The organism is Variovorax atrisoli, from assembly GCF_014195185.1.
Lineage (GTDB): Bacteria > Pseudomonadota > Gammaproteobacteria > Burkholderiales > Burkholderiaceae_C > Variovorax > Variovorax atrisoli.
This window is the reverse complement of sequence record NZ_JACIBG010000015.1, coordinates 82,017-105,792: the sequence shown is the minus strand read 5'-3', so window position 1 is coordinate 105,792 and position 23,776 is coordinate 82,017. Positions and strand designations below refer to the sequence as shown.

The 23,776-nt window shown below is 67.4% G+C and carries 26 protein-coding genes and 1 tRNA gene; 15 read left to right on the top strand and 12 right to left on the bottom strand.

The window, feature by feature from the left end; all coding sequences use genetic code 11:
• Window positions 1–46 precede the first annotated feature (46 nt).
• The gene (locus tag FHY06_RS33615) at window positions 47–1,060 is read left to right on the top strand and encodes a Bug family tripartite tricarboxylate transporter substrate binding protein (protein WP_019656178.1); all 1,014 of its coding nucleotides are present in this window, start codon (window positions 47–49) and stop codon (window positions 1,058–1,060) included.
• 40 nt (window positions 1,061–1,100) lie between these two features.
• Here the strand turns inward: FHY06_RS33615 and FHY06_RS33610 are convergent, their stop codons facing one another.
• Together FHY06_RS33610 and FHY06_RS33605 are read right to left on the bottom strand one after the other, a co-directional pair.
• Window positions 1,101–2,579 (bottom strand): esterase-like activity of phytase family protein, encoded by a 1,479-nt coding sequence (locus FHY06_RS33610; RefSeq protein ID WP_184607587.1) that lies wholly within the window; start codon window positions 2,577–2,579, stop codon window positions 1,101–1,103.
• A gap of 130 nt (window positions 2,580–2,709) precedes the next feature.
• The gene (locus FHY06_RS33605; protein ID WP_019656176.1) at window positions 2,710–3,495 is read right to left on the bottom strand and encodes an IclR family transcriptional regulator domain-containing protein; all 786 of its coding nucleotides are present in this window, start codon (window positions 3,493–3,495) and stop codon (window positions 2,710–2,712) included.
• Between the two features lie 138 nt (window positions 3,496–3,633).
• On the opposite strand from FHY06_RS33605, the gene FHY06_RS33600 reads away from it, so the two are divergent.
• The 4 genes from FHY06_RS33600 (at window position 3,634) to FHY06_RS33585 (ending at window position 7,451) form a co-directional block, all read left to right on the top strand.
• Window positions 3,634–4,335 (top strand): 3-oxoacid CoA-transferase subunit A, encoded by a 702-nt coding sequence (locus FHY06_RS33600; RefSeq protein WP_019656175.1) that lies wholly within the window; start codon window positions 3,634–3,636, stop codon window positions 4,333–4,335.
• The gene (locus FHY06_RS33595) at window positions 4,332–4,985 is read left to right on the top strand and encodes a 3-oxoacid CoA-transferase subunit B (protein WP_019656174.1); all 654 of its coding nucleotides are present in this window, start codon (window positions 4,332–4,334) and stop codon (window positions 4,983–4,985) included. The genes FHY06_RS33600 and FHY06_RS33595 overlap by 4 nt, the downstream gene beginning before the upstream one ends.
• Window positions 4,986–5,115: 130 nt before the next feature.
• Window positions 5,116–6,321, top strand: a complete 1,206-nt coding sequence (gene pcaF / locus FHY06_RS33590) for a 3-oxoadipyl-CoA thiolase (RefSeq protein WP_184607586.1) — start codon at window positions 5,116–5,118, stop codon at window positions 6,319–6,321.
• A 125-nt stretch (window positions 6,322–6,446) separates the two neighbouring features.
• Entirely contained in the window at window positions 6,447–7,451 is a 1,005-nt protein-coding gene (locus tag FHY06_RS33585) for a Bug family tripartite tricarboxylate transporter substrate binding protein (RefSeq protein ID WP_184607585.1), read from the top strand.
• Between the two features lie 19 nt (window positions 7,452–7,470).
• On the opposite strand, the gene FHY06_RS33580 is transcribed toward FHY06_RS33585, so the two are convergent.
• The 3 genes from FHY06_RS33580 to FHY06_RS33570 all read right to left on the bottom strand — a co-directional run bounded on the left by FHY06_RS33580 (window position 7,471) and on the right by FHY06_RS33570 (window position 8,874).
• The gene (locus tag FHY06_RS33580) at window positions 7,471–7,881 is read right to left on the bottom strand and encodes a ribbon-helix-helix domain-containing protein (protein ID WP_126184607.1); all 411 of its coding nucleotides are present in this window, start codon (window positions 7,879–7,881) and stop codon (window positions 7,471–7,473) included.
• Window positions 7,882–7,952: 71 nt separating this feature from the next.
• Entirely contained in the window at window positions 7,953–8,531 is a 579-nt protein-coding gene (locus tag FHY06_RS33575; RefSeq protein WP_126184606.1) for a DJ-1/PfpI family protein, read from the bottom strand.
• A 172-nt stretch (window positions 8,532–8,703) separates the two neighbouring features.
• Window positions 8,704–8,874 carry a hypothetical protein gene (locus FHY06_RS33570; RefSeq protein WP_019656169.1) on the bottom strand — a complete coding sequence of 57 codons (171 nt, stop codon included), beginning with the start codon at window positions 8,872–8,874 and terminating at the stop codon, window positions 8,704–8,706.
• 219 nt (window positions 8,875–9,093) lie between these two features.
• On the opposite strand from FHY06_RS33570, the gene FHY06_RS33565 reads away from it, so the two are divergent.
• Window positions 9,094–9,516 carry a hypothetical protein gene (locus FHY06_RS33565; RefSeq protein WP_019656168.1) on the top strand — a complete coding sequence of 141 codons (423 nt, stop codon included), beginning with the start codon at window positions 9,094–9,096 and terminating at the stop codon, window positions 9,514–9,516.
• Window positions 9,517–9,540: 24 nt separating this feature from the next.
• On the opposite strand, the gene FHY06_RS33560 is transcribed toward FHY06_RS33565, so the two are convergent.
• Window positions 9,541–10,053, bottom strand: coding sequence for a DinB family protein (locus FHY06_RS33560; protein ID WP_184607584.1), 513 nt, complete (start codon window positions 10,051–10,053; stop codon window positions 9,541–9,543).
• A 110-nt stretch (window positions 10,054–10,163) separates the two neighbouring features.
• On the opposite strand from FHY06_RS33560, the gene FHY06_RS33555 reads away from it, so the two are divergent.
• Window positions 10,164–10,772 (top strand): TetR/AcrR family transcriptional regulator, encoded by a 609-nt coding sequence (locus FHY06_RS33555; protein WP_019656166.1) that lies wholly within the window; start codon window positions 10,164–10,166, stop codon window positions 10,770–10,772.
• 99 nt (window positions 10,773–10,871) lie between these two features.
• Window positions 10,872–11,234 carry a hypothetical protein gene (locus FHY06_RS33550; protein WP_038115491.1) on the top strand — a complete coding sequence of 121 codons (363 nt, stop codon included), beginning with the start codon at window positions 10,872–10,874 and terminating at the stop codon, window positions 11,232–11,234.
• A 52-nt stretch (window positions 11,235–11,286) separates the two neighbouring features.
• Here the strand turns inward: FHY06_RS33550 and FHY06_RS33545 are convergent, their stop codons facing one another.
• From FHY06_RS33545 to rtcR, 6 genes are all read right to left on the bottom strand, one after another.
• The gene (locus FHY06_RS33545; RefSeq protein WP_184607583.1) at window positions 11,287–11,517 is read right to left on the bottom strand and encodes a hypothetical protein; all 231 of its coding nucleotides are present in this window, start codon (window positions 11,515–11,517) and stop codon (window positions 11,287–11,289) included.
• Window positions 11,518–11,663: 146 nt separating this feature from the next.
• Window positions 11,664–12,623, bottom strand: a complete 960-nt coding sequence (gene lhpI, locus FHY06_RS33540; RefSeq protein WP_184607582.1) for a bifunctional Delta(1)-pyrroline-2-carboxylate/Delta(1)-piperideine-2-carboxylate reductase — start codon at window positions 12,621–12,623, stop codon at window positions 11,664–11,666.
• 10 nt (window positions 12,624–12,633) lie between these two features.
• Entirely contained in the window at window positions 12,634–13,443 is an 810-nt protein-coding gene (locus FHY06_RS33535) for an alpha/beta hydrolase (RefSeq protein WP_260310857.1), read from the bottom strand.
• A 47-nt stretch (window positions 13,444–13,490) separates the two neighbouring features.
• A complete protein-coding gene (locus tag FHY06_RS33530) occupies window positions 13,491–14,069 on the bottom strand; it encodes a 3'-5' exonuclease family protein (protein ID WP_184607580.1) in 579 nt (192 codons plus the stop codon).
• Window positions 14,070–14,078: 9 nt separating this feature from the next.
• Window positions 14,079–14,624, bottom strand: a complete 546-nt coding sequence (locus FHY06_RS33525; protein WP_184607579.1) for a 2'-5' RNA ligase family protein — start codon at window positions 14,622–14,624, stop codon at window positions 14,079–14,081.
• A 16-nt stretch (window positions 14,625–14,640) separates the two neighbouring features.
• A complete protein-coding gene (rtcR, locus tag FHY06_RS33520) occupies window positions 14,641–16,251 on the bottom strand; it encodes an RNA repair transcriptional activator RtcR (protein WP_184607578.1) in 1,611 nt (536 codons plus the stop codon).
• Between the two features lie 212 nt (window positions 16,252–16,463).
• Between rtcR and FHY06_RS33515 the strand changes: the two genes are divergently transcribed.
• The 7 genes from FHY06_RS33515 to rtcA all read left to right on the top strand — a co-directional run bounded on the left by FHY06_RS33515 (window position 16,464) and on the right by rtcA (window position 23,691).
• Window positions 16,464–18,017 (top strand): vWA domain-containing protein, encoded by a 1,554-nt coding sequence (locus FHY06_RS33515; protein WP_184607577.1) that lies wholly within the window; start codon window positions 16,464–16,466, stop codon window positions 18,015–18,017.
• A 321-nt stretch (window positions 18,018–18,338) separates the two neighbouring features.
• Window positions 18,339–18,479, top strand: a tRNA-OTHER gene (locus tag FHY06_RS33510).
• 340 nt (window positions 18,480–18,819) lie between these two features.
• Window positions 18,820–20,049, top strand: coding sequence for an RtcB family protein (locus FHY06_RS33505; protein WP_126184596.1), 1,230 nt, complete (start codon window positions 18,820–18,822; stop codon window positions 20,047–20,049).
• Window positions 20,050–20,147: 98 nt separating this feature from the next.
• Complete coding sequence (locus tag FHY06_RS33500) at window positions 20,148–20,801, top strand: zinc-ribbon domain containing protein (RefSeq protein ID WP_184607576.1); 654 nt, start codon at window positions 20,148–20,150, stop codon at window positions 20,799–20,801.
• Window positions 20,802–20,809: 8 nt separating this feature from the next.
• Complete coding sequence (locus tag FHY06_RS33495) at window positions 20,810–21,766, top strand: ribonuclease Z (RefSeq protein ID WP_260310856.1); 957 nt, start codon at window positions 20,810–20,812, stop codon at window positions 21,764–21,766.
• Between the two features lie 40 nt (window positions 21,767–21,806).
• A complete protein-coding gene (locus FHY06_RS33490) occupies window positions 21,807–22,661 on the top strand; it encodes a nucleotidyltransferase domain-containing protein (RefSeq protein WP_184607574.1) in 855 nt (284 codons plus the stop codon).
• Complete coding sequence (gene rtcA, locus FHY06_RS33485) at window positions 22,654–23,691, top strand: RNA 3'-terminal phosphate cyclase (RefSeq protein ID WP_184607573.1); 1,038 nt, start codon at window positions 22,654–22,656, stop codon at window positions 23,689–23,691. Before FHY06_RS33490 ends, rtcA begins: the two co-directional genes overlap by 8 nt.
• The last annotated feature ends 85 nt before the right edge of the window (window positions 23,692–23,776 follow it).

Genomic DNA, 23,776 nt, shown 5'->3' with positions numbered 1-23,776 from the left:
CCATGTAATCATCCCTTCCAGTCCCCTTCATCCTTCTGGAGTCATCTTGACGATCACCAAACGCCGCCTGCTCGAAGGCGGCGCGGCAGCCATTGCCGCTTCGCTGCTTGCGAAGACTTCGTGGGCTCAACAGCAACGCAACAGCGGCACCGCCGACGCGGCTTGGCCAACCAAGCCCGTGCACATCCTCGTGGGATTTCCTGCAGGCGCATCGCCCGACCTCGCGGCGCGCGCCATCGCCGAGCCGCTGTCGAAGATCCTGCGCCAGCCGGTGGTCGTCGAGAACAAGCCAGGCGCCAGCGGCAACACCGTGGCCGACCAGGTGGCGAAGGCCACCGACGACCACACCATCGGCGCGCTGATCAACGGCAACCTGACGATCGCGAAGCTGCTCAATCCCTCGCTGCCCTTCGATCCCGAGAAGGACTTCGCGCCGGTCGGCCTGATCGGCACCGCGCCGCTGGTGCTGGCCGTCTCGGGCAGCGCAACCGGCAAGACCGCGGCCGAGCAGCTGCTGTGGGTGCGCAACCTCGGCAGCGGCGCCAAGTACGGCACGCCGGGCGTGGGCACCGTGGGCCACCTGGGCATGGAGCTCATCAAGAGCCGCGCGGCCATCACCGCGCAGCACAAGCCCTACACCGGCAATCCGCAGGTCATCGCGGGCCTGCTGGCCAACGAGATCCAGCTGGCGCTGCTGCCGCCGGGCCTCGCGATGCCGCACATCAAGTCGGGAAAGATCAAGGCCATCGGCGTGACCTCGCCCGAGCGCAGCCCGCTGGCGGGCGAGCTGCCCACCATCCGCGACGCGGACGTGCGCGGCGCCGACCTCGAGATCTGGACCGCGCTGGCCGCGCCCGCGAACATGAAGCCCGCGGCCGTCGCCAGGCTCAATGCCGCGCTGGTCGAAGTCATCAGCTCGCCCGACGTGAGCCAGGCGCTGCTGAAGACCGGCTGGCAGGCCCAGCCCGGCTCGCCCGACACGCTGGCCAAGCGCATGCGCGCCGACACCACGCGCCTGGGCGGCGTGATCATCATGAAGGGCATCCACTCGGAAGGCTGATGCCTTCCGGGGTGTCGTTCGCTGCTTCGCTCGCCCGCGCTCAGGTCTTCGATGCGGTGCGCTTGAACAGCGGCTGCTCGAAGCGGATCGTGATGATCTCCGTGTCGTCCGGCTTGCCGGGCACGCGGCTGTCTTCCGTCGGGTAGTTGGTGTCGATCGCGACGGCGAGCGTGTAGTCGTCCACCACCTCGACGCTTTCGATCGAGTCGAAGGGCATGCTGAACTTGCCGTTCGCAACGTTGGCCAGCGGGCCGCCGATGTCGTCCGGGTCGGAGATGTTCAGCAGGTCGACCAGCAGCGTCTTCTTGAGCACGCCGTCGGCGTCCTTCACGTCGAGGTCGACCATGTAGAGGCGCTTGACCACGGCCTTGGAGCCATAGAGGCTGTCGCGCTCGATCAGCACGAACCTGTTGCCGCCGATGTTGGTCATGTCGCCGATGACGATCTGGTTGTCCTTGGCGGGGCCGTCCTTCCTGTAGACCGGATTCTTGCCGGTGTAGAGCATCGAGGCGGGATCGAACTCGAAGAAGTTCAGGTAGCGCTCGTCGTCGGCCACCGGGCGCAGCGAGGCCAGCGAAGGCGCCGCTTCGGGCACCGCGTAGAGGCGGGTCTTGTCGGCGTTGAAGGCGAGGCTCTCGAAGCCGCGGCTGGAGAGCGAAGTCGCGGTGGCGCCCTCGTTCATCACCAGCGGGTTGGACGGGCTGCGCAGGAAGGGATGCGGCACCGGGTCGCTCATCAGCGTGCCGTCCTTGTCGAAGTGCAGGATGTAGGGGCCGAACTCCTCGCCCACGAAGTACGTGCCGTCCTTCGCGCGGGCGATCGACTCGACGTCGAGATCGAAGCCCGTCAGCAGCCGGCCGCTGACGATGCTCGGATCGACCGGCTTGCCGCTGTCGACGAGGTTGTTGCCCGAGACCGTCTGGTAGTTGGCGAAGTCGGCGGTGATCTTCAAATCGACGCCCTTGCCGTCCTTCAGGAAGCCCTTCGCATCGTTGAATGCGACATGGCTGTTGACCTTCACGGTGCCGGGCACCGTCGTGCCGTTGGACGCGGTGCGGAAATCGATGCTCACGTTGTAGAAGCCGACCACGAAGTCGCCGGAGTTGCCCTTGCTGCCGTAGCCGTTGTCGGGCATGGCGGTCCAGGTGCCGTCGTCGTTCTTCAGCAGCGCCGAAAAGCCGGGCAGCGGCTGGCCGTCGACGAAGGGCGGCGTCACGCCGAGCGCGGCGGTGATGAACTGGCCGGTGGTCGGCCCGGGCTGGCGGAACGAGGCGGGCAGCGAGGCCCAGCCGGTGAGCTTGTGCGGCAGGCCCGCGTAAGCATCCTGCGGCGGCTGGGCAGCGGGAGCGGGTGCCGGCGCGGGCGCAGGCGCCGGTGCTGGAGCGGGCGTGCCCGCCACGGGCGGAAGGACGATGCCGTTTCCGTTGCCGCCACCCCCGCATGCGGCGAGGACTGCGGATGCAATGGCCGCAATTGCGATATGGCGCGGCAGGCTGAGCGGGACGAGGCGACTGGACACGATTGGATCCTCCGGTGTTGTTGTGAGGGGAGCAATCTAGGAAGCCGATGTGACCTGTCCGTGAATGTCCTTTCGCCTTTCGTCCTTCGCTGTTTGCCTTTCGCTTTCGTTCAGTGCGGATCGGCCGCGATCAGAGCATCCGAGAGACCCGGTCCGCCGCTTCGCGCAGCGCGGGCAGCATGGTCTCCTGCATCGCCTTCGCGCTGGTGCGGTTCGCCTGGCCGCTGATGTTGAGCGCGGCCACCATGCGGCCCTGCCTGTCGACGACTGGCGCGGCCACCGAGATCAGGCCCTCCTCGAGTTCCTGGTTCACCAGGCACCACTGCTGCTTGCGCGCCTGCGCGACCTTGGCCATGAGCGCGTCGATATCGGTGATCGTGTGCCGGGTCAGCGCCTCGATGTTCGAGGCTTCGAGCCGCGCGCGCACCTCGTCGTCGTCGAGGTCCGCCAGCAGCAGCCGGCCCAGCGAGGTGCAGTAGGCCGGCAGGCGCGAGCCCACGCCCAGGTTGATGTGCATGATCTTCTTGGTCGGCACCCGCAGCACGTAGACGATGTCGGTGGCATCGAGCACGGCGGCGGAGCACGACTCCTGCACCTGCTGCACCAGCGCCTCCATCACCGGCTCGGCGCGGTTCCAGATCGGCATCGATGAGAGATACGCGAAGCCCAGGTCGAGGATGCGCGGCGTGAGCGTGAAGAGCTTGCCGTCGGTCACCACGTAGCCCAGCGTCTGCAGCGTGAGCAGGATGCGCCGTGCGCCCGCGCGCGTCAGCCCGCTGCCGGCGGCCACCTCGCTGAGCGTCTGGTGCGGCGCATTGGCGCTGAACGAGCGAATCACCTGCAGCCCGCGCGCGAAGGACTGCACGTAGCTGTCGCCGGGGGCCGGTGTCTCGGGTTGTGACGCGTGGGTTGCCATGGTTCGCCTTCCTCTCTAGAATTCATTATACGAACAAATGTTCTTTAGACGAACAAATCGGCGGTTTGCAGAATCGGTCGGCGCGTTCAGGCGGATTCGTTTCTTCGTTCCCTTCCCTCACTTCCGGAGACAGGCTTCATGATCAACAAGATCGCGCGCTCGGTCGCCGATGCCCTCGCTGGCATCCCCGACGGCGCCACGGTTCTCATCGGTGGTTTCGGCACCGCCGGCATTCCCAACGAGCTCATCGACGGCCTCGTCGAGCAGGGCGCCAAGGACCTCACGGTCGTCAACAACAACGCGGGCAACGGCGAGACCGGCCTCGCGGCGCTGCTGAAGGCCGGCCGCGTGCGCAAGATCATCTGCAGCTTCCCGCGCCAGGCCGACAGCCAGGTGTTCGACGGGCTCTACCGCAGCGGCAAGATCGAGCTCGAACTCGTGCCCCAGGGCAACCTGGCCGAGCGCATCCGCGCCGCGGGCGCCGGCATCGGCGCCTTCTTCTGCCCCACGGGCTACGGCACGCAGCTGGCCGGCAACCGCGAGACCCGCGAGATCGACGGCAAGCAGTACGTGCTCGAGTACCCCATCCACGGCGACGTGGCGCTCATCAAGGCGGAGCGCGGCGACCGCTGGGGCAACCTGGTCTACCGCAAGGCGGCACGCAACTTCGGCCCGGTGATGGCCATGGCCGCGAAGAAGACCATCGCCACCGTGCACGACATCGCCGAGCTCGGCACCCTCGACCCCGAGACCATCGTCACCCCGGGCATCTTCGTGCACCAGGTGGTGCGCATCGAACGCGTGGCCACCCAGGCCGGCGGCTTCAAGAAGGCAGCATGACCATGAGCACGAACTACACACGCCGCACCAAGGACCAGCTCGCCGCACGCGTGGCGCAGGACATCTTCGACGGCGCCGTCGTCAACCTCGGCATCGGCCAGCCCACGCTGGTGGCCAACCACCTGCCCAAGGGCCGCGAAGTCATCCTGCAGAGCGAGAACGGCATCCTCGGCATGGGCCCCGCACCCGAGGCCGGCGAGGAGGACTACGACCTCATCAACGCAGGCAAGCAGCCCGTCACGCTGCTGCCGGGCGGCTCCTTCTTCCACCACGCCGACAGCTTCGCGATGATGCGCGGCGGCCACCTCGACATCTGCGTGCTCGGCGCCTTCCAGGTGTCGGCCACCGGCGACCTCGCCAACTGGCACACCGGCGAGAAGGACGCGATTCCCGCCGTCGGCGGCGCGATGGACCTCGCCATCGGTGCCAAGCAGACCTGGGTCATGATGGACCTGCTCACCAAGCAGGGCGTGAGCAAGCTGGTGAAGGAGTGCACCTATCCGCTGACCGGCATCGGCTGCGTCAAGCGCGTGTACTCCGACCTCGCCACGCTCGAATGCACGCCGCAGGGCCTGAAGCTCGTCGACCTCGTCGACGGCCTGAGCCGCGAAGAGCTCGAGAAGCTCGTGGGTCTGCCCATCGCCGCCTGAGGCGAACTTCCGGGCGGGGCGCGAAGGAGCTTCGGAAAATGGTCCGGGTTTTCTTTTGCGCCTTTCGCGAGACCTTCGCGTTCTCTGCGTCCGGTATCCGAATTCGATTCACTTCCAAGCGAGACACACCATGACCAACCAAGCCTTCATCTGCGACGCCGTTCGCACCCCCTTCGGCCGCTACGGCGGCTCGCTCAGCAGCGTTCGCACCGACGACCTCGGCGCCGTGCCGCTGAAGGCGCTGATGGAGCGCAACAAGAACGTCGACTGGCAGGCAGTGAGCGACGTGCTCTACGGATGTGCCAACCAGGCCGGCGAGGACAACCGCAACGTCGCGCGCATGTCGGCGCTGCTGGCGGGCCTGCCGATCGAACTCGGCGGCGCCACCATCAACCGCCTGTGCGGCTCGGGCCTCGATGCCGTGGGCACCGCGGCGCGTGCCATCCGTGCCGGTGAAGCCGGCCTCATGATCGCCGGCGGCGTGGAGAGCATGAGCCGCGCGCCCTTCGTCATGCCCAAGGCCGAGAGCGCCTTCAGCCGCAACAACGCGGTGTACGACACCACCATCGGCTGGCGCTTCGTCAACAAGCTCATGAAGGCGCAGTACGGTGTCGACTCGATGCCCGAGACGGCCGAGAACGTGGCCACCGACTACAAGATCGAGCGCGAGGCGCAGGACCTGATGGCGCTGAACTCGCAGCTGCGCGCCGTGGCTTCGCAGAAGTCGGGCTTCTTCGACGCCGAGATCGTGCCCGTGACCGTGCCGCAGAAGAAGGGCGACCCCATCGTCGTCAACAAGGACGAGCATCCGCGCGAGACCAGCCTCGAATCGCTGGCCAAGCTCAAGGGCGTGGTGCGTCCCGACGGCACCGTCACCGCGGGCAATGCCAGCGGCGTGAACGACGGCGCCTGCGCGCTGCTGCTGGCCGACGAAGCCAGCGCCGCCAAGCACGGCCTTACGCCGCGTGCCCGCGTGGTCGGCATGGCCACCGCCGGCGTCGCGCCGCGCGTGATGGGCATCGGCCCCGCGCCCGCCACGCAGAAGGTGCTGGCGCTCACCGGCCTGAAGCTCGACCAGATCGACGTGATCGAACTCAACGAAGCCTTCGCCGCGCAGGGCCTCGCCGTGCTGCGCCTGCTGGGCCTGAAGGACGACGACGCGCGCGTCAACATCAACGGCGGCGCCATTGCGCTGGGCCATCCGCTGGGCGCCAGCGGCGCGCGCCTTGCCACCACCGCCGTGAACCAGCTGCACAAGGGCGGCGGCCGCTATGCGCTCTGCACGATGTGCGTCGGCGTGGGGCAGGGCATCGCGGTGATCCTCGAACGCGTCTGACGACCGGACCGCGGCGAAACGAAAAAACAACCAGAGAAGCAAGAAGACAAGCCATCGGCAGCCGCGGCAACAGCGGCCCGATGGCATTTTTTTAACCAAAGAGGATGAAAGAGAAGGATCAGAGGATGAACCACACGTCGAAGAAGACTACGCGCCGCGGCGCCGGCATTGCCGCGCTCGCGCTGGCCGCCGCAGCCCTGTTGCCCGCGACCGCGTCCGCGCAGCAGGCCTTTCCCACCAAGCCCGTGCGCATCATCACACCGTTCCCCGTGGGCGGCGGCCCCGATGGCGTGGCCCGCCTGGTGGCCGACAAGCTCTCTCGCGCCTGGGGCCAGCCCGTGGTGGTCGAGAACCGCCCCGGCGGCAACGGCTTCATCGCCATCGATGCCTTCAAGCGCGGCGCGAAGGACGGCCACGACATCATCGTGCTCGACAACGTGCACCTTGCGGCATACCCGGCGCTCTTCAAGAAGCTGCCCTACGACACGAGCAAGGACTTCGACGCGCTGCTGCCGCTGTTCAAGACCTACTTCTTCTTCACCGTCGCGACCAACAGCAAGTACAAGACCATCGGCGACCTGATCGCCGACGCCAAGGCCAACCCCGGCAAGCTGGACTACGGCTCGTGGTCAGTGGGCAACCCGGTGCACCTGGGCTCGGAGCTCTTCGAATCGGCCACCGGCACGCAGATGGAGCACATCGTCTACAAGGAAACCACGCAGCTCTACACCTCGGTGGCCACGGGCGAACTGGCCTTCGCGCTGGGCAGCAGCGCCACCGCCGGCCCGCTGCAGCGCGCGAACAAGCTGCGCTTCCTGGCAGCCGCCGCGCCGCAGCGCGTGGCAGCCTTCCCCGACGTGCCGACGGTCGGCGAATCGGGCGGCCCGAAGGGCTTCGAGGTCATCGGCTGGAACGCCATCGCCGTGCCCAAGGGCCTGAGCGCATCGGTCACCGAGAAGATCAAGCGCGACATCGAGAAGGGCCTGGCCGAGCCCGACGTGCTGGAGAAGTTCAAGAGCTTCGGCTACGAGCCCTTCCCGACCACGCGCCCGCAGTTCGACGAGTTCGTGGCGAGCGAGACCAGGCGCTTCACCGACGTGATCCGCAAGGCGAACGTGTCGCTGGACTGACGCGGCGGGCGCAGTCGCCTCATCGCGCCGCCGCGCGCAGCGTGTGTACCTTGGCGGCCGGCCGTTGTTCAGGCAGCGGCCTGCCCCAGCCCTCGGGCAGCTCGTGCAGCACCGCCTTCGCGTCGAGCGAGCGGATCGCCACCGAGTTGTCCGCCGGAATGCGCCCCTGCGCCAGCAGCGCCTCGTAGCGCAGGGCGCTCACCCGAAGGAACGAGGCGAAGTTGCCGACCTCGCCGCGCGCGGCCACCAACTCGTCGTACAGCCGCTCGATGAGCTGCACCACGACCATGCCGTCGCGCCGCGCGATTTCTTCCAGCACCTGCCAGAACAGGTTCTCCAGCCGGATGCTGGTGACCACGCCGTGCAGCCGCACCGAGCGCGTGCGCGCGTCGTAGCTCTGCGGATCGGCGCTGATGAAGACCTCGCACATGGTGGTTGTCTCCTTTGCTCGAAGGAAGGTGGGCGACGCCGCACTGTAGCGCCGTCCGCCCGTCCCGGAGCTCAATGCGCGATGCGCGTACCCAGCACCGCGAGGAACTGCGCGAGCCATGCCGGATGCGCCGGCCATGCGGGCGCGGTGACCAGGTTGCGGTCGGTCACCGCCTGGTCGACCGGGATGCCCATGTATTCGGCACCCGCGAGTTCCACCTCCACCTGGCAGGCCGGGTAGGCCGACACCTTGCGGCCCTTGAGCAGCCCCGTGGCTGCGAGCAGCTGTGCGCCATGGCACACGGCCGCCAGCGGCTTGTCGGTGGCAAGGAAGTGCCGCGCGATCTCGACCACGCGGCTGTTCATGCGCAGGTACTCGGGTGCGCGGCCCCCCGGGATGACGAGCGCGTCATAGGCCTCGGGACGGACGTCGGCGAAGTTGGCGTTGAGCGTGAAGCGGTGCCCTGGCTTCTCGCTGTAGGTCTGCGCACCCTCGAAGTCGTGGACGGCGGTGTGGATCCAGTCGCCGGCCTTCTTGTCCGGCGCCACCGCATGGACCGTGTGGCCCACGGCCAGCAGGGCTTGGAAGGGCACCATGGTTTCGTAGTCTTCGGCGTAGTCGCCGCACAGCATCAGGATCTTGCGCGCCATGTGGTTTGTCTCCTTCGGATGAGGTTGGAATGCGGCCCAGCCCGGCCCGGCCCGGCCCGGCCCGGCCCCGCCCGGCGCGGTGGACCTGGGCGCGGGCCGTTTCCGGATTATTCGAAGGAGCAAGGTGCGGCGGGTAGCAGCCGGCTGTGACCGGTCTGCCGGCCCGGCGTCTTCAGATGAGCGTCACCGCCACGCCACGGCGCGCCGCGCCGTGCTTCACCGCGGGCGCGATGCCGGCGTAGAAGAAGCCCAGGTCGTCTTCCGGGCCGTTGGTGGCGCGCCCGCGCACCTTGCCCATCACGCACACGCCGATCTGCGCGTCGCCCTGGCCGATGACGAGCACGAAGGGGTTGTCCCCGTCGCCGCGTGTGGGAGGGGAGAGTGCGCGGCTGCAGTGGCTAACAGAAGTTCGTAGAAGTTGCAGGGCATGCGCAAGAGCCGTGGGCCGCAGCGGGGGCGTCACCGATCTGCCTTTTGCGCTGAATAGCCTCGCTCAGGGTTTTCCCGCATCCACGGGCAAGCCTCTCACGGACCGACAGACAACCCACAGAAAAGACCAGCCATGAAGACCTCACAGATCACCCTCGCTGCCGCGCTCGCCCTGCTTGCCTTCGCTTCCTTGCCTGCCCAGGCCCAGCAGCGCACCCGCGAAGCCGTCGAAGCCGAAGCCATCGCCGCCGCCCACGCCAAGGATCAGAACGTCACCCGCGGCTCACGCGGTGCCGATCCGTTCACCTCCACGGCCGACCCCGAGGCCGTGTACAAGCAGGCCGTCGACACCGCCCACGCGCCCAACCAGAACGTGACGCGTGGTTCGCGCGGCCCGGACCCGTTCACCTCCAGCCGCGACCCGGAGCAGGTCTACCGCGAAGCCATGGCCACCGCCGCCGCGCCCGACCAGAACGTGACCAGCGGCTCGCGCGTCAACAGCAAGGTCATCTCGACCATGCAGAACCCGGTGCTGCAGTCGGCACAGGGCAAGTAAGCGCTTCGCCGGAAGACGCCGCCGCTACGCGTTGCGTGCGCGGCGCGCGGGTTCGGCCTGATGCAGGAATCCGGTGAAGGTGTCCGGCGGCGACGAGCCGGTCAGTCGGGTCAGGATCCGGCCGACCTCGCCCCGGTGATAGCCCGCGTGCGTCGCCACGTGGGCCAGCATCTCCTCGCGCGACATCCGGCCCGCTGCGCCGTCGGTGAAGCTGAAGTCGATGCGCTCCTCGAGCTCGCGCGGGCCCAGGCGTGCGACGTAGTCGATGTACCAGCGGTCGGTTTCCCGCACCGCCTCGGCCAGCGTCTCCAGTGGCGGCGGCTCGGGTGCGCCCGTCGCGGTGTGGCCGTGCGGCAGCCGCTGCACGTTGGCGACGAAGATCCGGTCGACGATGCAGGCGTGGTTGAACACCCGTGCGGCCGTGCGGTATTCGTCGGCAGGCCCGCTGGCCGCAAGATCGGCCAGGCCCGCCAGCAGGCCTTCGTCGGCCCAGGCCTTGTAGCTGAACAGCGAAGCCAGAAGCGTCTGCGTACTCATCACAATCTCCCCTCGGCAGTTGAACGTTGAACGCACGCCTTTTGCGTGCGCTCCCATTCTTGAGTGGAGCCTCGAACTTGGGTACTCGCATTCCCCCACAGCGCAGGACCATGCGCAAAGCGCCCCGGCAGCAGCGTTCGCGCGTCACGGTGGACGCGATCGTCGAGGCCGCAACTCGCGTTCTGGCGCGCCGCGGATGGGCGCGCTTCACCACCAACGAGATCGCGGCGGTGGCGGGCGTCAGCGTCGGCTCGCTCTACCAGTACTTCCCGGACAAGCTGGCCATCGCCGAAGCGATACGCCAGCGCCACCTCGACGAGGTGCTCGCGGCGCTGGGCCGTTGCGACGAAGAGGGCGATCCCGCGGCCACGTTCCCGCGCCGCGTGGAGCGCTTCGTCGATGGCGTCATCGCGGCCCATTCGGTCGATCAGGCCCTGCATCGCGTGCTCGTCGACGAAGTGCCGCTGGCCGCGCGTTCGAGCTATCCCGAGTTCGAGGCGGAATACCAGCGGCGTTACCGCGCCCTGGTCGCGGAAAGCCGAGAGCCGGCAGAAAGAGAAAGCGCCGACGCCGACATCGCCGCCCGCATGCTCTCGTCGGCGGTCGAGGGGGCCGTCCACTCGGCGGCGCGTCGCGGCGACCTGGATGCTCCCGCGATGCGGTCCGAGCTCGTCAGGCTGGTCCTGGCCTACCTGAGCGACCGCCGGCGCACGGACTGAACTCCATCGGCATTCGGGTTGCCCGCGTGGACACTGCCCCCGCACCCTGACCACAATGCCCCCGCCCCGTGCCTTTGCGGGTGCTGAAAGGTCATCGCAATGAAAAAAATGCTCGTGCCGGCTTGCCTGGCCCTGGCTCAGATGATGGTCGTGCAGGTGGCGTCCGCCCAGTCCTCGGGCGAAGCGGATCCCTCCCAGGGCAAGGCCCGGCCCACCGCGCCCACCACCAAGGCGGAGCGCGCCGAGGCTCGCAAGGAACGCCGCGCCGAAGGCGCCGCCGCGGCGCGCGGACCGCAGATGCAGGAGGGTGAGGTCCGGGCGACGACCGCGCCCCGGATGTCGAGGGAAGAACGCCGCGCCGCGACGGCCAAGCGCCGGGCGGCCAATCGGGAGGCGATGAAGGCAGGCCAGCTGTCGCGCGGCGGCAGCAACGACGCGCCCGAGAAGCAGAAGAAACCCTGAAGCCGAGCGGCGCGCCGTGCCGGCGCTGACCGGGTTGGAACAGGCCTGAGCTTCAGGCCAGGGCCCTGGCCGAGCGCATCTGCAGCAGGGCCAGCATCCGGGCTTCCTCCGCGTCGCGCAGGCTCTTGGCGGCGCGGCTCGCGGCGTACGTCACGTAGAGCGTCTCGATCGCCTTGGCCCAGCACTGGACCGTCTGGTAGGGGCTGCTGGCGCTCCCGGGGACCGCGGGCACGGCGTACCCGGCCTTGCGCAGGATGTTGGCTTTATGTTCAGTGCTCAGCATGGCGTGCTCCCCGGTTCGATGGTGGGAGCGCCTCAAGCCCCCGGGTTCGATGATGGGAGCACATTAACTGCGATGCGCCATGTTCGCTATTAGCTACATGACGTATCCAGATGTAGGAGAAGACAACCTGGGCTAAGCCGTAAGGCTTAGCCGGCGTTGCCTGCCTGCCACACGAGTGTGGCGGCGGTGAGATCCTCGAGTGCGCTGCCGACGGCCTTGAATACGGTTCGTTCGGCGTCGTCCGAGCGGCCCGGGCGCTCCCCGCGGCACAGCGCGGCCAGCGTGCCGCGCACTTCCTCCTTGCGCAGCGTTCCGGCGGTCATCGCGTCCAGCAGGTCGCCGGCCTTCTGCAGCGCCTCGTCGGTGTCGACCCAGGTCAGGGCGCCGTCGAAGCACCTCGCGTCGGCTTCGCGCATCGCGGGGGTGAAGCTGCCGATCAGGTCGAGGTGCGAGCCCGGAGCCAGCCACTCGCCGCGCACGAGGGGCGAGGTGGCCAGGGTCGCGCAGCTCACGATGTCGGCCTGCCGCACCGCGGCTTCGAGGTCTGGTGCCGCGCGCGCGTTCCAGCCTTCGGCGCGCCACTGCGCGGCCAGCGCTTGCGCGCCTTCGGGCCGGTGGTTCCATACCCACAGTTCGTCGATGGGCCGCACGCTCGCATGCGCGGCCGGCAGCATGCGCGCGATGCGGCCTGTGCCCAGCACCAGCAGCCGGCGAGCGTCGGTCCGCGCCAGGAACGACGCACCCAGCGCCGAGGCGGCGGCCGTGCGCCGGGCGGTGATCTCGTTGCCGTCCATCATCGCCAGCGGCACGCCGGTGCGCGCGTCGTAGAGCACATAGGTCGCGTGCAGGCCGGGCAGGCCGTGCTCGCTGTTGGCCGGGAAGATGTTGATCGTCTTGATGCCCAGGAAGCCGGCGTCGTTCCACGCCGGCATGATGAGCACGGTGCCCTTGCGCGTGCCGCCGTTGCCGTTGGCCGCCTCGGTCTCGATGGCGTGCACGTGGCGCGGCGGCACCTGCGCCCCGGCGGCGAAGGCCGCGCGCAGCGCAGGAACCAGCCGGTCGAAGGACAGTGGCGCGCGGGTGGCGGCTTCGTCGAAATGCCTCATGGCCGTCGTCTCATTGCTGCAGCGGATGGAGTGCCGACTCGAAGAACTCGGTCAGCGCCTTGCGGTAGGCCGAGCCGTAGCGCAGGGCCGTCATCGGTTCGAGATGCGCGGCGCTCGGCACCTCGATCAGCCGCTTGGGCTCGCGCGCGTCGGCCAGCAGCCGCCTGGAGTGCGAGATCGGGATCACCTGGTCCGCCGTGCCGTGGATCAGCAGCAGCGGAATCGGCGATATGGCCGCCACGTACTTCGATGCCGCGTAGTCGTCGTTGACCAGCAGGCCTGCGCCGCTGAGTTTCTCGTTGGCGATCGCCGAATAGGAATAGAAGGTCGACTCGATGGCTGCGGCCTTCACGCCCGCGCGGTTGCCCGAGCCCACCACCGCGATCGCGTTGGTGCCGCCCAGGCTCTGGCCGAAGACGAAAAGCCGCTCGGGGTCGACGTCCTTGCGCGAGCGCACGTAGTTCAGCGCCGCGTTGGAGTCCTCGAACACCCCCTTGGGCTCGGGCTTGCCTTCCGACTGGCCGTAGCCGCGGTAGTCGAACACGAACACGTTGTAGTCCCGCTTGGGCAGCCAGGCCACGAAGCGCCAGTGCGTGCTCATGTTCTGCGCGTTGCCGTGGAAATGCACCACCGTGCCCTTGGCTTCCCTCGGGTCCTGGCGGTTCTCCGCGGGCAGGAACCAGCCGCTCAGGCGCGTGCCGTCGGCGCTGGTGAACTGCACGTTCTCGTAGCGCATGCCCAGCGCCTCGGGCGTCTCGTAGCGAACGCTGTCGGGGTAGTAGAACAACGACTGTACGCAGCCGCCCAGCAAGAGCGGCAAGGCGCAAAACGCCAGCCTTCCGAACCAGCGACGCATCGCGCCGCCCTTCATGCGGGCTTCCCGCCGGCGACAGCCGCGCGGCTTTCCGCAAGCATGTTGCAGAACAGCGCCCCCTGCTCGATGGCATCGTCGAGCGCCACGTGCGTGTGCGGCAGCCCGGCGTCGAACCAGCGGCGCGGCATGGCGCGCTTGGTGCTGTCGCGGTAGTCGAGCTTCAGCATCGCCATCGCGAACGACTTCACGTCGAGTGCCGAGTGGCTGAACGGGCTCTCGCCCGCGAAGCGCATCAGGTACCAGTAGACGAAGAGAAAGTCGAAGCCCGCCGGGTACGCGACGAACACCGGCCGCGCATTCAGGCCCTTGAGCCAGCTCACGTAGTTCTTCATGGCGTTGGCCGGGTCCTGCAGGTCGGCGCGGCACGCGGCCCAGGCCTCGGGCTGGGTCTTCCACCATGCGGCGGTCTTGGGGTCGGCCTGAGCGCCGGGCAGCGTGTGCAGGTTGGCGCTGAAGGTGGAGACGAGTTGCTTGTCGGCCGTGTAGGCGGCCGAGCCGAAGCTGAGCATCGAGTTCGGGCCCGGGATGGGGCCGTCGGATTCGACGTCGGTGCTTATGTAGATTTCTGGCATGTGTTGTTCTTATTGGATGGAGGGCAAGAACGAGGCTGCACGCCGCAGATGAAAGACGTGCATGTCGCGCCACTTGCCTGTCGAGTTCTCGATCAGCGCGATCTCGGTGCAGGCCGCATGCACAGCTCCCGATGCGGCCAGGCGCGCTCGGAGTTCGTCCGCCGCCGCATCTGCATCGAGCGCCTTGCCGTGCGCCACAGACAGATGCGGAACGACGCTGTCGTGCTCGCCACCGTACGGCGGAAATTCGGGAAACGCTTCCACGAGCGCCAGCGTCATCTCGATGAATGGTGCCGCCGGCTCAGGTGCGAGATACGCGGTCTCCGGAAAACGCCCGACCTCGTTCAGTGCGAAGGAGAACGATGGTGTTCGGCTCAGGGCCTGTCGGGCACGCTCCAGGACTTCCGGCGTGATGCGCGCCGGGTCCATGAATGGAACGAGCACCGTGATGTGTGCGGGCACGCCAAGGGCCGAGGTGGCGTCGTAGAGCCGGCGCAGGTCGCCCACCATGGGCTCGGCGGCGGGAACCTTCACGGCGAATGCGGAGATGGCCATGGCGGCGGAGGATAGCTCAGGCGTTGGCGATCCGGCCCCATTCCAGGCCGTGCTTGGCGAGGTACTTGCGAAGCCGGTCGGCGTCGTTCACCACGCTGCGCTGCGCGCGCGAAGCCTGGAAGAGCTGGCGGCCCGCGTCCGACAGGCTGCGCGACTGACGGCAGACGCGCACCACCGCCTCGAGCTGCAGGCGGTCGAACAGGTCGAGCGCTGCGCTGCGTTCCTCGCCGAGCAGGGCATCGAGATCCACTCCTTCGGTTGTGGCCGGCGCGGTGCCCGCGTGCTTCCACAGCCAACGCAGCCGCGCGATCTCGGCTTCCACCAGCGCGACCGGGATGCGCCCGCCGTCGGCCAGCGTGGCCAGCCGCGTCACGCTGGCCGAGAGGTCGCGGAAGTTGCCGCTCCAGATCGCCTCGCCGCTTTGCGCGAAGCGCAGGTAGGCGGCGCGCGCCTCGGCGTTGAAGCGCACCACGCGGTTGTTCTCAGCGGCATGGAGGGCCAGCAGATGGTCGACGTTGGGTTCGATGTCCTCCGGCCGTTTCGCGAGGCCGGGCAGGTCGTAGGTCCAGAGGTTGATGCGCGCGAACAGGTCTTCGCGGAAGCGACCCTCGGCGACGTCGCTGCGCAGGTCGCGGTTGGTGCCGGCGATTAGCTGGAAGTCGCTTTCCACCTCCTTGTCGGCGCCCACGGGGAAGAAGCGTTTCTCCTCGATGGCCTTCAGCAGCATCGCCTGCTCGTCGAGGCCGAGCTCGCCGATCTCGTCGAGGAAGAGTGCGCCCTGGTGCGCGGTGCGCAGCAGGCCCGCGCGGTCGGCGGCGGCGCCGGTGAAGGAGCCCTTCTTGTGGCCGAAGAGCGTGGAGGCCGCGCCGTCGCCGCGCAGCGTCGCGCAGTTCACTTCGACGAACGGGCCCGTCATCTGGTGGCGCGACTGCTTCAGCTCGAACATGCGCCGCGCCAGGAACGACTTGCCCGCGCCCGTCGGCCCCACCAGCAGGATGGGAGCGCGCGAGCGCACGGCGACGCGCTCGATCTCGTCGATCAGCGCGTTGAAGCGCGCGTTGCGCGTGGCGATGCCGCTCTTGAGGAAGGCGACCGCGTCGCGCTGCTCCGCGTCGAAGCGCCGCGCGATCACGTCGTAGCGCGAGAGGTCGAGGTCGATCAGCGTGCACTTGCCGGCCTCGCGCTCGCGCTGCTTCTTCGGCGGCGATGTCTGCGCGAGCACGCCGGGCACCACGCGCGATTCGGACAGCAGGAACATGCAGATCTGCGCGACGTGCGTGCCGGTGGTGATGTGGGTCCAGTACTGCTCGCGCTCGGTATCGAAGCTGTAGCCGCGCGCCCAGTCGTAAAGGCGCGTGTAGACCTCGCCGAAGTCCCACGGGTCGGCGAGGTCGAGCGGCACGAGGTTGACCGTGGTCTCGGGCGACACGGTGGCGATGTCGGCCTTCACCACCTCGGCCAGCGCCTTGTGCCGCAGCGTGTAGAGCAGCTCCATGCGCGAGACGACCATGTCTTCGTGCTGCGCGAGCGAGACGGTGGGTCGCCACTTGTTCCAGCGGCCCGCGCCCTGACCGGCGTCGAGCTGGGTGCCGAGGAAGCCGATGACGACGATGGGTTTCTTCTTCATTTGGATAAATGGCTATCCAAAATTATAGGAAATGATCAGTTGAGAAAGATGGGTAAGAGGCGATTGATCGTGTCTGATTAGAAAAAACTCAATCAAATCAATGGCTTGGAAAGATCAATCACCAGGAGGCTGAACGCTGGCACACCCGTTGCAATAAGGATCGCAACTCAAGAAAACAACCGACAAAAAAGAACCGAACAAGGAGAAGTCGCATGGCCAACCTTCAACTCTTCCAGACGCTGCGCGGTGCCCTGCAACCCGCTGCCGATGCCCGCAACGAAGCCGGCGCCGCCGCCTATGCGCTGTCCCCCAAGCATCGTCTGGCGCAGCTCGCTGCCACCGGCTGCCTGAACAACACGTTCCACGCACAGGCCCAGGACCAACTGGACGCCGTGCTGGCCCTCGCCCGCGAGATCGATCCGGTGTTCGTGGCGAAGACCGCCGTGTATGCCCGCCGCGCAGGCCACATGAAGGACATGCCGGCGCTGCTGGCCGCCACGCTGGCGGTGCGCGACGTGTCGCTGCTCGCTAAGGTGTTCGGCCGCGTGGTCGACAACGGCAAGATGCTGCGCAACTTCGTGCAGATGCTGCGATCCGGTGCGGTGGGCCGCAAGTCCCTGGGTACGCGTCCGAAGAAGCTGGTGCAGCAATGGCTGCTCGAGGCGACCGAGGCTCAGCTGCTGAACGCTGCCGTGGGCAACACGCCGTCGCTGGCGGATGTGGTGAAGATGGTTCACCCCAAGCCCGTCGAAGCCTGGCGCGCCGCATGGTTCGCATGGCTGATCGATCGTCCGTATGCGCTGGAGGCGCTGCCTCCGGTGACGCAGGCCTTCGAGCGCTTCAAGCGTGACCGTGCGCAAGAGGTTCCGGATGTGCCGTTCCAGATGCTGACCGCACTGGAGCTGGACACGCAGGCGTGGGCGCAGATTGCGCAGCGCGGTTCGTGGCAGATGGTGCGTCAGAACCTGAACACCTTCGCCCGCCACGGCGTGTTCGCACTGCCCGGCCTTGCCGAAGCAGTGGCTGCCAAGCTGCGCGATCCGCAGGCGGTGGCCAAGGCTCGTGTATTGCCGTACCAGCTGATGGCGGCCTGGAAGGCTGCCGGTGCCGATGTGCCGCATGTGGTGAAGGAAGCGCTGCAGGACGCGATGGAACTCGCGCTGGCCAACGTGCCGGAGTTCGAGGGCCGCGTGGTGGTGTGTCCGGACGTGTCGGGCTCGATGAGCTCGTCGGTGACGGGGCACCGCGGTTCGGCGACCTCGACGGTGCGATGCATCGACGTGGCTGCGCTGGTGGCTGCCGCCATGCTGCGCCGCAATGCCGATGCGCGCGTGCTGCCCTTCGAGACGAAGGTGGTTTCGCTGCAACTGAATCCTCGCGATTCGGTGATGACCAACGCGGCCAAGCTGGCGGCGGTAGGCGGCGGCGGTACCTCGTGCAGCGCGCCGCTGGCATTGCTGAACCGCGAGAAGGCGCAAGCCGACCTGGTGGTGCTGGTATCGGACAACGAGTCGTGGGCAGACCCCGCACGCGGCCGCGGTACCGCCACCATGCAGGAATGGGCGGCGTTCAAGAAGCGCAACCCGAAGGCGCGGATGGTGTGCATCGACATCCAGCCTTATGCGACGACCCAGGCGCAGGAGCGCGACGATGTGCTGAACATCGGCGGCTTCAGCGACGAAGTGTTCAAGCTGCTGGCGGTGTATGCCGCGGGTGGCCTGGGCGCCGACCACTGGGTGGGTGTGATCGAGGAAACCTCGATCTGAAGGACAGGAGAGTGCCGCGGGCTCGGCTCGTGGTACTCCTCCCACGAATTGATAGATGTCGTCGTCCGGCGAATGCAGATGTGAGTACATCCAACCATGTTCTCCTCACATCGAACGTTAGTCGCCGGACGGGGACGCCAAGTTGAAGTGCGAATGCAGGCAGGACTACATCTGGACGCCCGGGGGTCGAGCCCCGACACCAGTTCACTGGTGGGCATGTCTTGCCATCCTTGTCGCACTGTTTTTTTGCAGCGAATGCTGGCGGAACTACAGACTCTTAATCTCGTGGTCGCGGGTTCGACTCCCGTCGGTCGGAAGACCGTAGCTCAGTGGTCAGAGCACGCCGTTTCGTCGATTCTTGTCGCTGCTTTTTTTGTTTTGGGGTGAATGCAGGCGGGTTTACAGGTAAGAGCGTCATGGTCTTGGCCATGAAGGTCCCGGGTCCGAGTCCCGGTCTGCCCAGGCAGATAGCTCAGTTCAGAACCCGTCGCTCCTGGTCACCTCTTTTTTTGTTTTCGGGCACGCAGGCACAGAAGGGAGCGCCACTGCCAAAAATGTTGATGTTGCCGGCAGTCCGGGTAGCACCGGATGCGGCGGGCAAGTCGGTCGACGAGCAAGGTTGAGGATGCAGGTGCTGGCTCCGATGACGGGTCTGTCACTGGCGCGCGTTTCCAATCGTCGACTGGGCCGCTGGATTCAAACACCGCGGTCGCCGTATTGATGCGGGTTCGAATCCCGCCGTGTCCACCAGTCGTTCGTGAAGAATGGACAGACAGGTACAGAGAGAGAAGGAAAGAGAAATATGGAACAGATCGAGAACTACAACCTGCACGAAGTCGCCAACGGCGTTCCCGTGAAGATGTGGACCCGCGGCGTGCCCGTGGAAGACGAGGCGCAGAAGCAGCTCGAGAACGCGGCGCGCCTGCCCATCGTCTTCAAGCACATCGCGGCCATGCCCGACGTGCACTACGGCATCGGTGCGACGGTGGGGTCGGTGATACCGACCTTCAAGGCCATCATCCCGGCCGCGGTGGGCGTGGACATCGGTTGCGGAATGATGGCGTGCAAGACCACGCTGCATGCCAACGACCTGCCCGACAACCTGGGGCCGCTGCGCTCTGCGATCGAGAAGGCCGTGCCGCACGGATCCAACCCCAAGCGCATGGGCCGCGACAAGGGCTCGTGGGAGACGCCTCCCAACGAGACCGACGTGGCCTGGGCCGGGCTGGTGGACGAGTTCGACGCGATCTGCGAAGACTACCCGCGCCTGAAGAACACCAACAACCACAAGCACCTGGGAACGCTGGGTACGGGCAACCACTTCATCGAGGTGTGCCTGGACGAGGCGGGATCGGTGTGGTTCATGCTGCACTCGGGTTCGCGTGGCGTGGGCAACGCCATCGGCACGCACTTCATCGAACTCGCGAAGAAGGATGCCGAACAGCACCAGCGCAACCTGCCCGACCAGGACCTGGCGTACTTCGAGGAGGGCGCCAAGTACTTCGGCGACTACGTGCGTGCGGTGGGCTGGGCTCAGAAGTTCGCGCGAGCGAACCGCGAAGTGATGATGCAGCGCGTGGTCGCGGCCGCGCGCAAGGTCATCACCAAGCCTTTCGAGGCGCACGTGGAAGCGGTGAACTGCCATCACAACTACGTGAGCCGCGAGACGCACTTCGGCGAAGACGTGCTCGTGACCCGCAAGGGTGCGGTGAGCGCCAAGGCCGGCGAGCTGGGGATCATCCCGGGGAGCATGGGGGCCAAGAGCTACATCGTGCGCGGAAAGGGAAACCCCGAGAGCTTCATGAGCTGCAGCCACGGCGCCGGTCGAAAGATGAGCCGTACCAAGGCCAAGAAGCTCTACACGGTGGCCGACCAGATCGCCGCGACCGAAGGCGTGGAATGCCGGAAGGACGCCGACGTGATCGACGAGATCCCGATGGCCTACAAGGACATCGACGCGGTGATGGATGCGCAGAAGGACCTGGTGGAGGTGGTCTACACGCTCAAGCAGGTCGTATGCGTGAAGGGATGAAGGCGAGGCCGGTGCACGGCCTTGTGGCGGGGATGCCGTAGAAGCGAAGGGCTCGGGCCCTCCTTCGCGGCAACTCGCGCATTGGAAAGGTCCGAGAGATGAAGAAGAGCAACAAGCAACGGCGCGCTGAGATCAAGACGCGTCGCCTCGAGCGCGCCGCCGCATCGGCCGCACGTCTGCGAGAGAAAGATGTCCGTCTGCCGCAGACCGACTACGCGTTCGCCCTCGGCTGCGAGCCGGCGGATCGGTCTGTTCTCGAGCGATACAACAACACCTATGGCGTGCTGCCCGCCTTCTACGAGGACCGCCCCTTCACCTGCCGCGATTGCGGCGCTGAGGAAGTGTGGACGGCCAAGCAGCAGAAGTGGTGGTACGAGGTCGTGCACGGGCATATCGATAGCCGCGCCGCACGATGCCTCGAGTGCCGGCGCGCACGCCGCGAGCGACTGCGCAACGCGCCGCCGGGCGCGAACCTGCTGCGCGAGCAGACGGATCGCCTTCGTGCGCTGGGCGATGCAAAACCGACCGCGAGCGCCGTCGCCGAGGTCGAGGCCGCGCTTGAAAGCAAGTGGTGGAGCCTGCGCGTCGTGGCGATCCAGACCATGGCGCGATGGGGCGGCGAAGCGAACCTCGCGAAGCTGCATGAGCTGATGGCGGCCCGCCCAGAAGGCGGTCGCCGATACTTTGCCTGGGAGCGCGTTGCCGCCGATGCGGCGAGGCGTGCGCTGATGAACACGGAGCGATGGCCTTGACGACGATGATGAAACTGACTTTCCTGGGGACCTCTTCCGGCACCCCCACGCGCCATCGCAACGTCTCCGGACTTGCCGTGCAGACGGTGCTCGGCGCCGACTGGTTCCTGGTCGACTGCGGCGAGGGTACGCAGCATCGCGTGCTGCAGACGCCGCTCTCTCTGAACGACCTGGCCGCCGTGTGCATCACGCATGTGCACGGCGACCATTGCTATGGGCTGCCGGGGCTGCTCGCGAGCGCAGGCATGGGCAAGCGGACGAAGCCGCTGAAGCTGATCGCGCCGCTGCCGGTGTGGCAGTGGTTCGAGGCCACGCGCATGCTGACGGACCTGCATCTGCCCTACGAAGTCGAGCATGTGGATGTCGAGGCGCAGCAACTGGTGTACGAGGCGCCCGGCGTGCGCATCGAGCGCCACGCGCTGCTGCATCGCGTGCCCAGCCATGCGTACCGCGTGCAGGCCCAAACGCGGCGCGTGCGGCTGAAGGCGGATGCGCTGCGTGCCGTCGGCCTTCCGCCCGGCCCTGCGTGGCGTGCATTGCAGAGCGGTGAGGACGTGCCCTTCAACGGCGAGTTGCTGCGCAGCGCTGATTTCGTCGACACGCAGGTCGACACTGCCAGCGTGCTTGTCGGCGGCGACAACGCCGAACCTTCGTTGCTGCGAGATGCCTGCCAGGGAGTGCAGTTGCTGGTGCATGAAGCCACCTTCACGCAGGACGCGCTCGACAAGATCGGGCCCGGCCCGATGCACAGCTCGGCACGCCTGCTGGCCGAGTTCGCGCAGTCGGTCGAGGTACCGAACCTGATCCTCACGCACTTCAGCGCGCGCCACCAGAACGAGGAGGGCATGGCGGCGCTGATGGCCGAGACGCAGGCGCACTACCGCGGCCATGCGTTCCTGGCCAGCGACCTGGATGTCTACGAGCTCGACAGTGCCGGCGAGGTGGCCGCCACGCGAGCCCGATGAGAAGAGAGAAAAAAGAAAGAAAAAGAAGGAAGAACCGAAGATGAGTACCGAAGAAGAATTCCTGCGTTCCGCCCATTCGATCGAACCCGCCATGCGCGCGCAGATCATGGAGGCGCTGAGCGACATCGAGGCGAAGCACGACGTGACCGTGCTCTTCGCCTGCGAATCCGGCAGCCGCGGCTGGGGCTTCGCCTCGCCCGACAGCGACTACGACGTGCGCTTCATCTACGTGAACCGCCTGCCGTGGTACCTCACGGTGATGCCGCGCCGGGACGTGATCGAGGTGCCGATCAGCGGCGACCTCGACATCAACGGCTGGGATCTGCGCAAGGCCCTGGGCCTGATGCGCGAGTCGAACCCGACGCTGCTCGAATGGCTGCGCTCGCCCGTCGTGTACCGCGACGACGCGACGGCGATGCCACGCTTTCGCGAACTGTCGGAGGCGGTGTTCTCGAACGCACGCGCCTGGCATCACTACGCCTCGATGGCGAAGAAGAACTTCCGCGAGCACCTGCAGGCCGACGAGGTTCGCTACAAGAAGTACCTCTACGTGCTGCGTCCGCTGCTGGCTGCGCGCTGGATCCGCACGCAGCCCGGCGTGCCTCCGATGCGCTTCGCCGACCTCGCGCAGCGCACGCTCGACCCGGTGCGCGACGCCGCGCTGATCGCCGAGATCAACGCGCTGCTCGAAGTGAAGATGCGCGCCGGCGAGGCCGCGACCAGCCCGCGCTGGAGCGGCATCCATGCGTTCATCGAAGCCGAGCTGGCGGCCAACGCGGTGGAGTCGGTGTCGCCACTGCCGCGTGCCGAGGAGGCAGGACTCGATGATTTCCTGCACGAGACCGTGCTGCGGTTCGAGCAGCAGAAGAAGCAGGAGGAGGCACCGCATGGTTGAACTCGACGGTTCCCAGGGCGAGGGCGGCGGCCAGATCCTGCGCACCAGCCTCGCGCTGTCGATGGTCACGGGCCAGCCGATGGCCATCGAGAAGATCCGCGCCGGTCGCGCCAAGCCGGGCCTGATGCGACAGCACCTCGCCTGCGTGAATGCGGCCGCTGCCATCAGCGGCGCGCAAGTCGATGGCGCCGAGCTTGGTTCGCAGTCGCTGCGTTTCGCGCCCGGCCCGGTGCGCGCTGGCGAGCACCGCTTCGCGATTTCTGGCGCGGGCAGCTGCATGCTTGTGCTGCAGACGGTGCTTCCGCCTCTGCTGCTCGCCGGTTCGCAGAGCCGCGTGCACCTGAGCGGCGGCACGCACAATCCGATGGCGCCGCCGTTCCATTTCCTGGAGCGTGCGTTTGCCCCGCTGGTGCGCCGACTGGGTGCGGACCTGCAACTGACGCTGCGCCGCTGCGGCTTCTATCCGGCCGGCGGTGGGGAGGTCGAGGCGGTCATCGTGCCCGCAGCCGGTGCGCTGCGGCCCTTCGACCTGATGGCGCGTGGTGCGCACCAGTCGAACTACGCCGAATGCCTGGCGCCCGGCATCCCGCGCCACGTGCCGACGCGCGAGCTCGAAACGCTCGGCGGCGCGATGGGCTGGTCGGGCGAGCAACTGCGCTTCGGCTCGGTGCGCCAGAACGAAGGTCCGGGCAATGCGCTGCTTGCCACGCTGGCCTACGAGCACGTGACCGAGGTTTTCACCGCCTTCGGCGAGAAGTCGCTGAGCGCCGAGCAGGTCGCGCACGGGCTGGTGAAGGAGCTGCGCTCGTTCCAGAAGAGCGAGGCGGCCGTGGGCCCGCACCTGGCGGACCAGCTGGCGCTGCTGCTGGCGCTCGCGGCGTGGCAGGGCAAGAAGGAATGCGCCTTCACCTGCAGCGAGGTGACCGAGCACACGCGCACCAACTGCGCGGTGATCGAGCGCTTCCTGCCGATACGCTTCGCGATCGCCGAGAGCCGCCCGGCCTGCACGGTGCAGGTCGCGCCGGCCTGAGGTGGGCGCACGGCCGGTGTCTGCGGCTGGCGGAAAACTCCTTTTCGTTTTCCGCCATTGAACTGCGGGCGAGCCGGCGTATCGT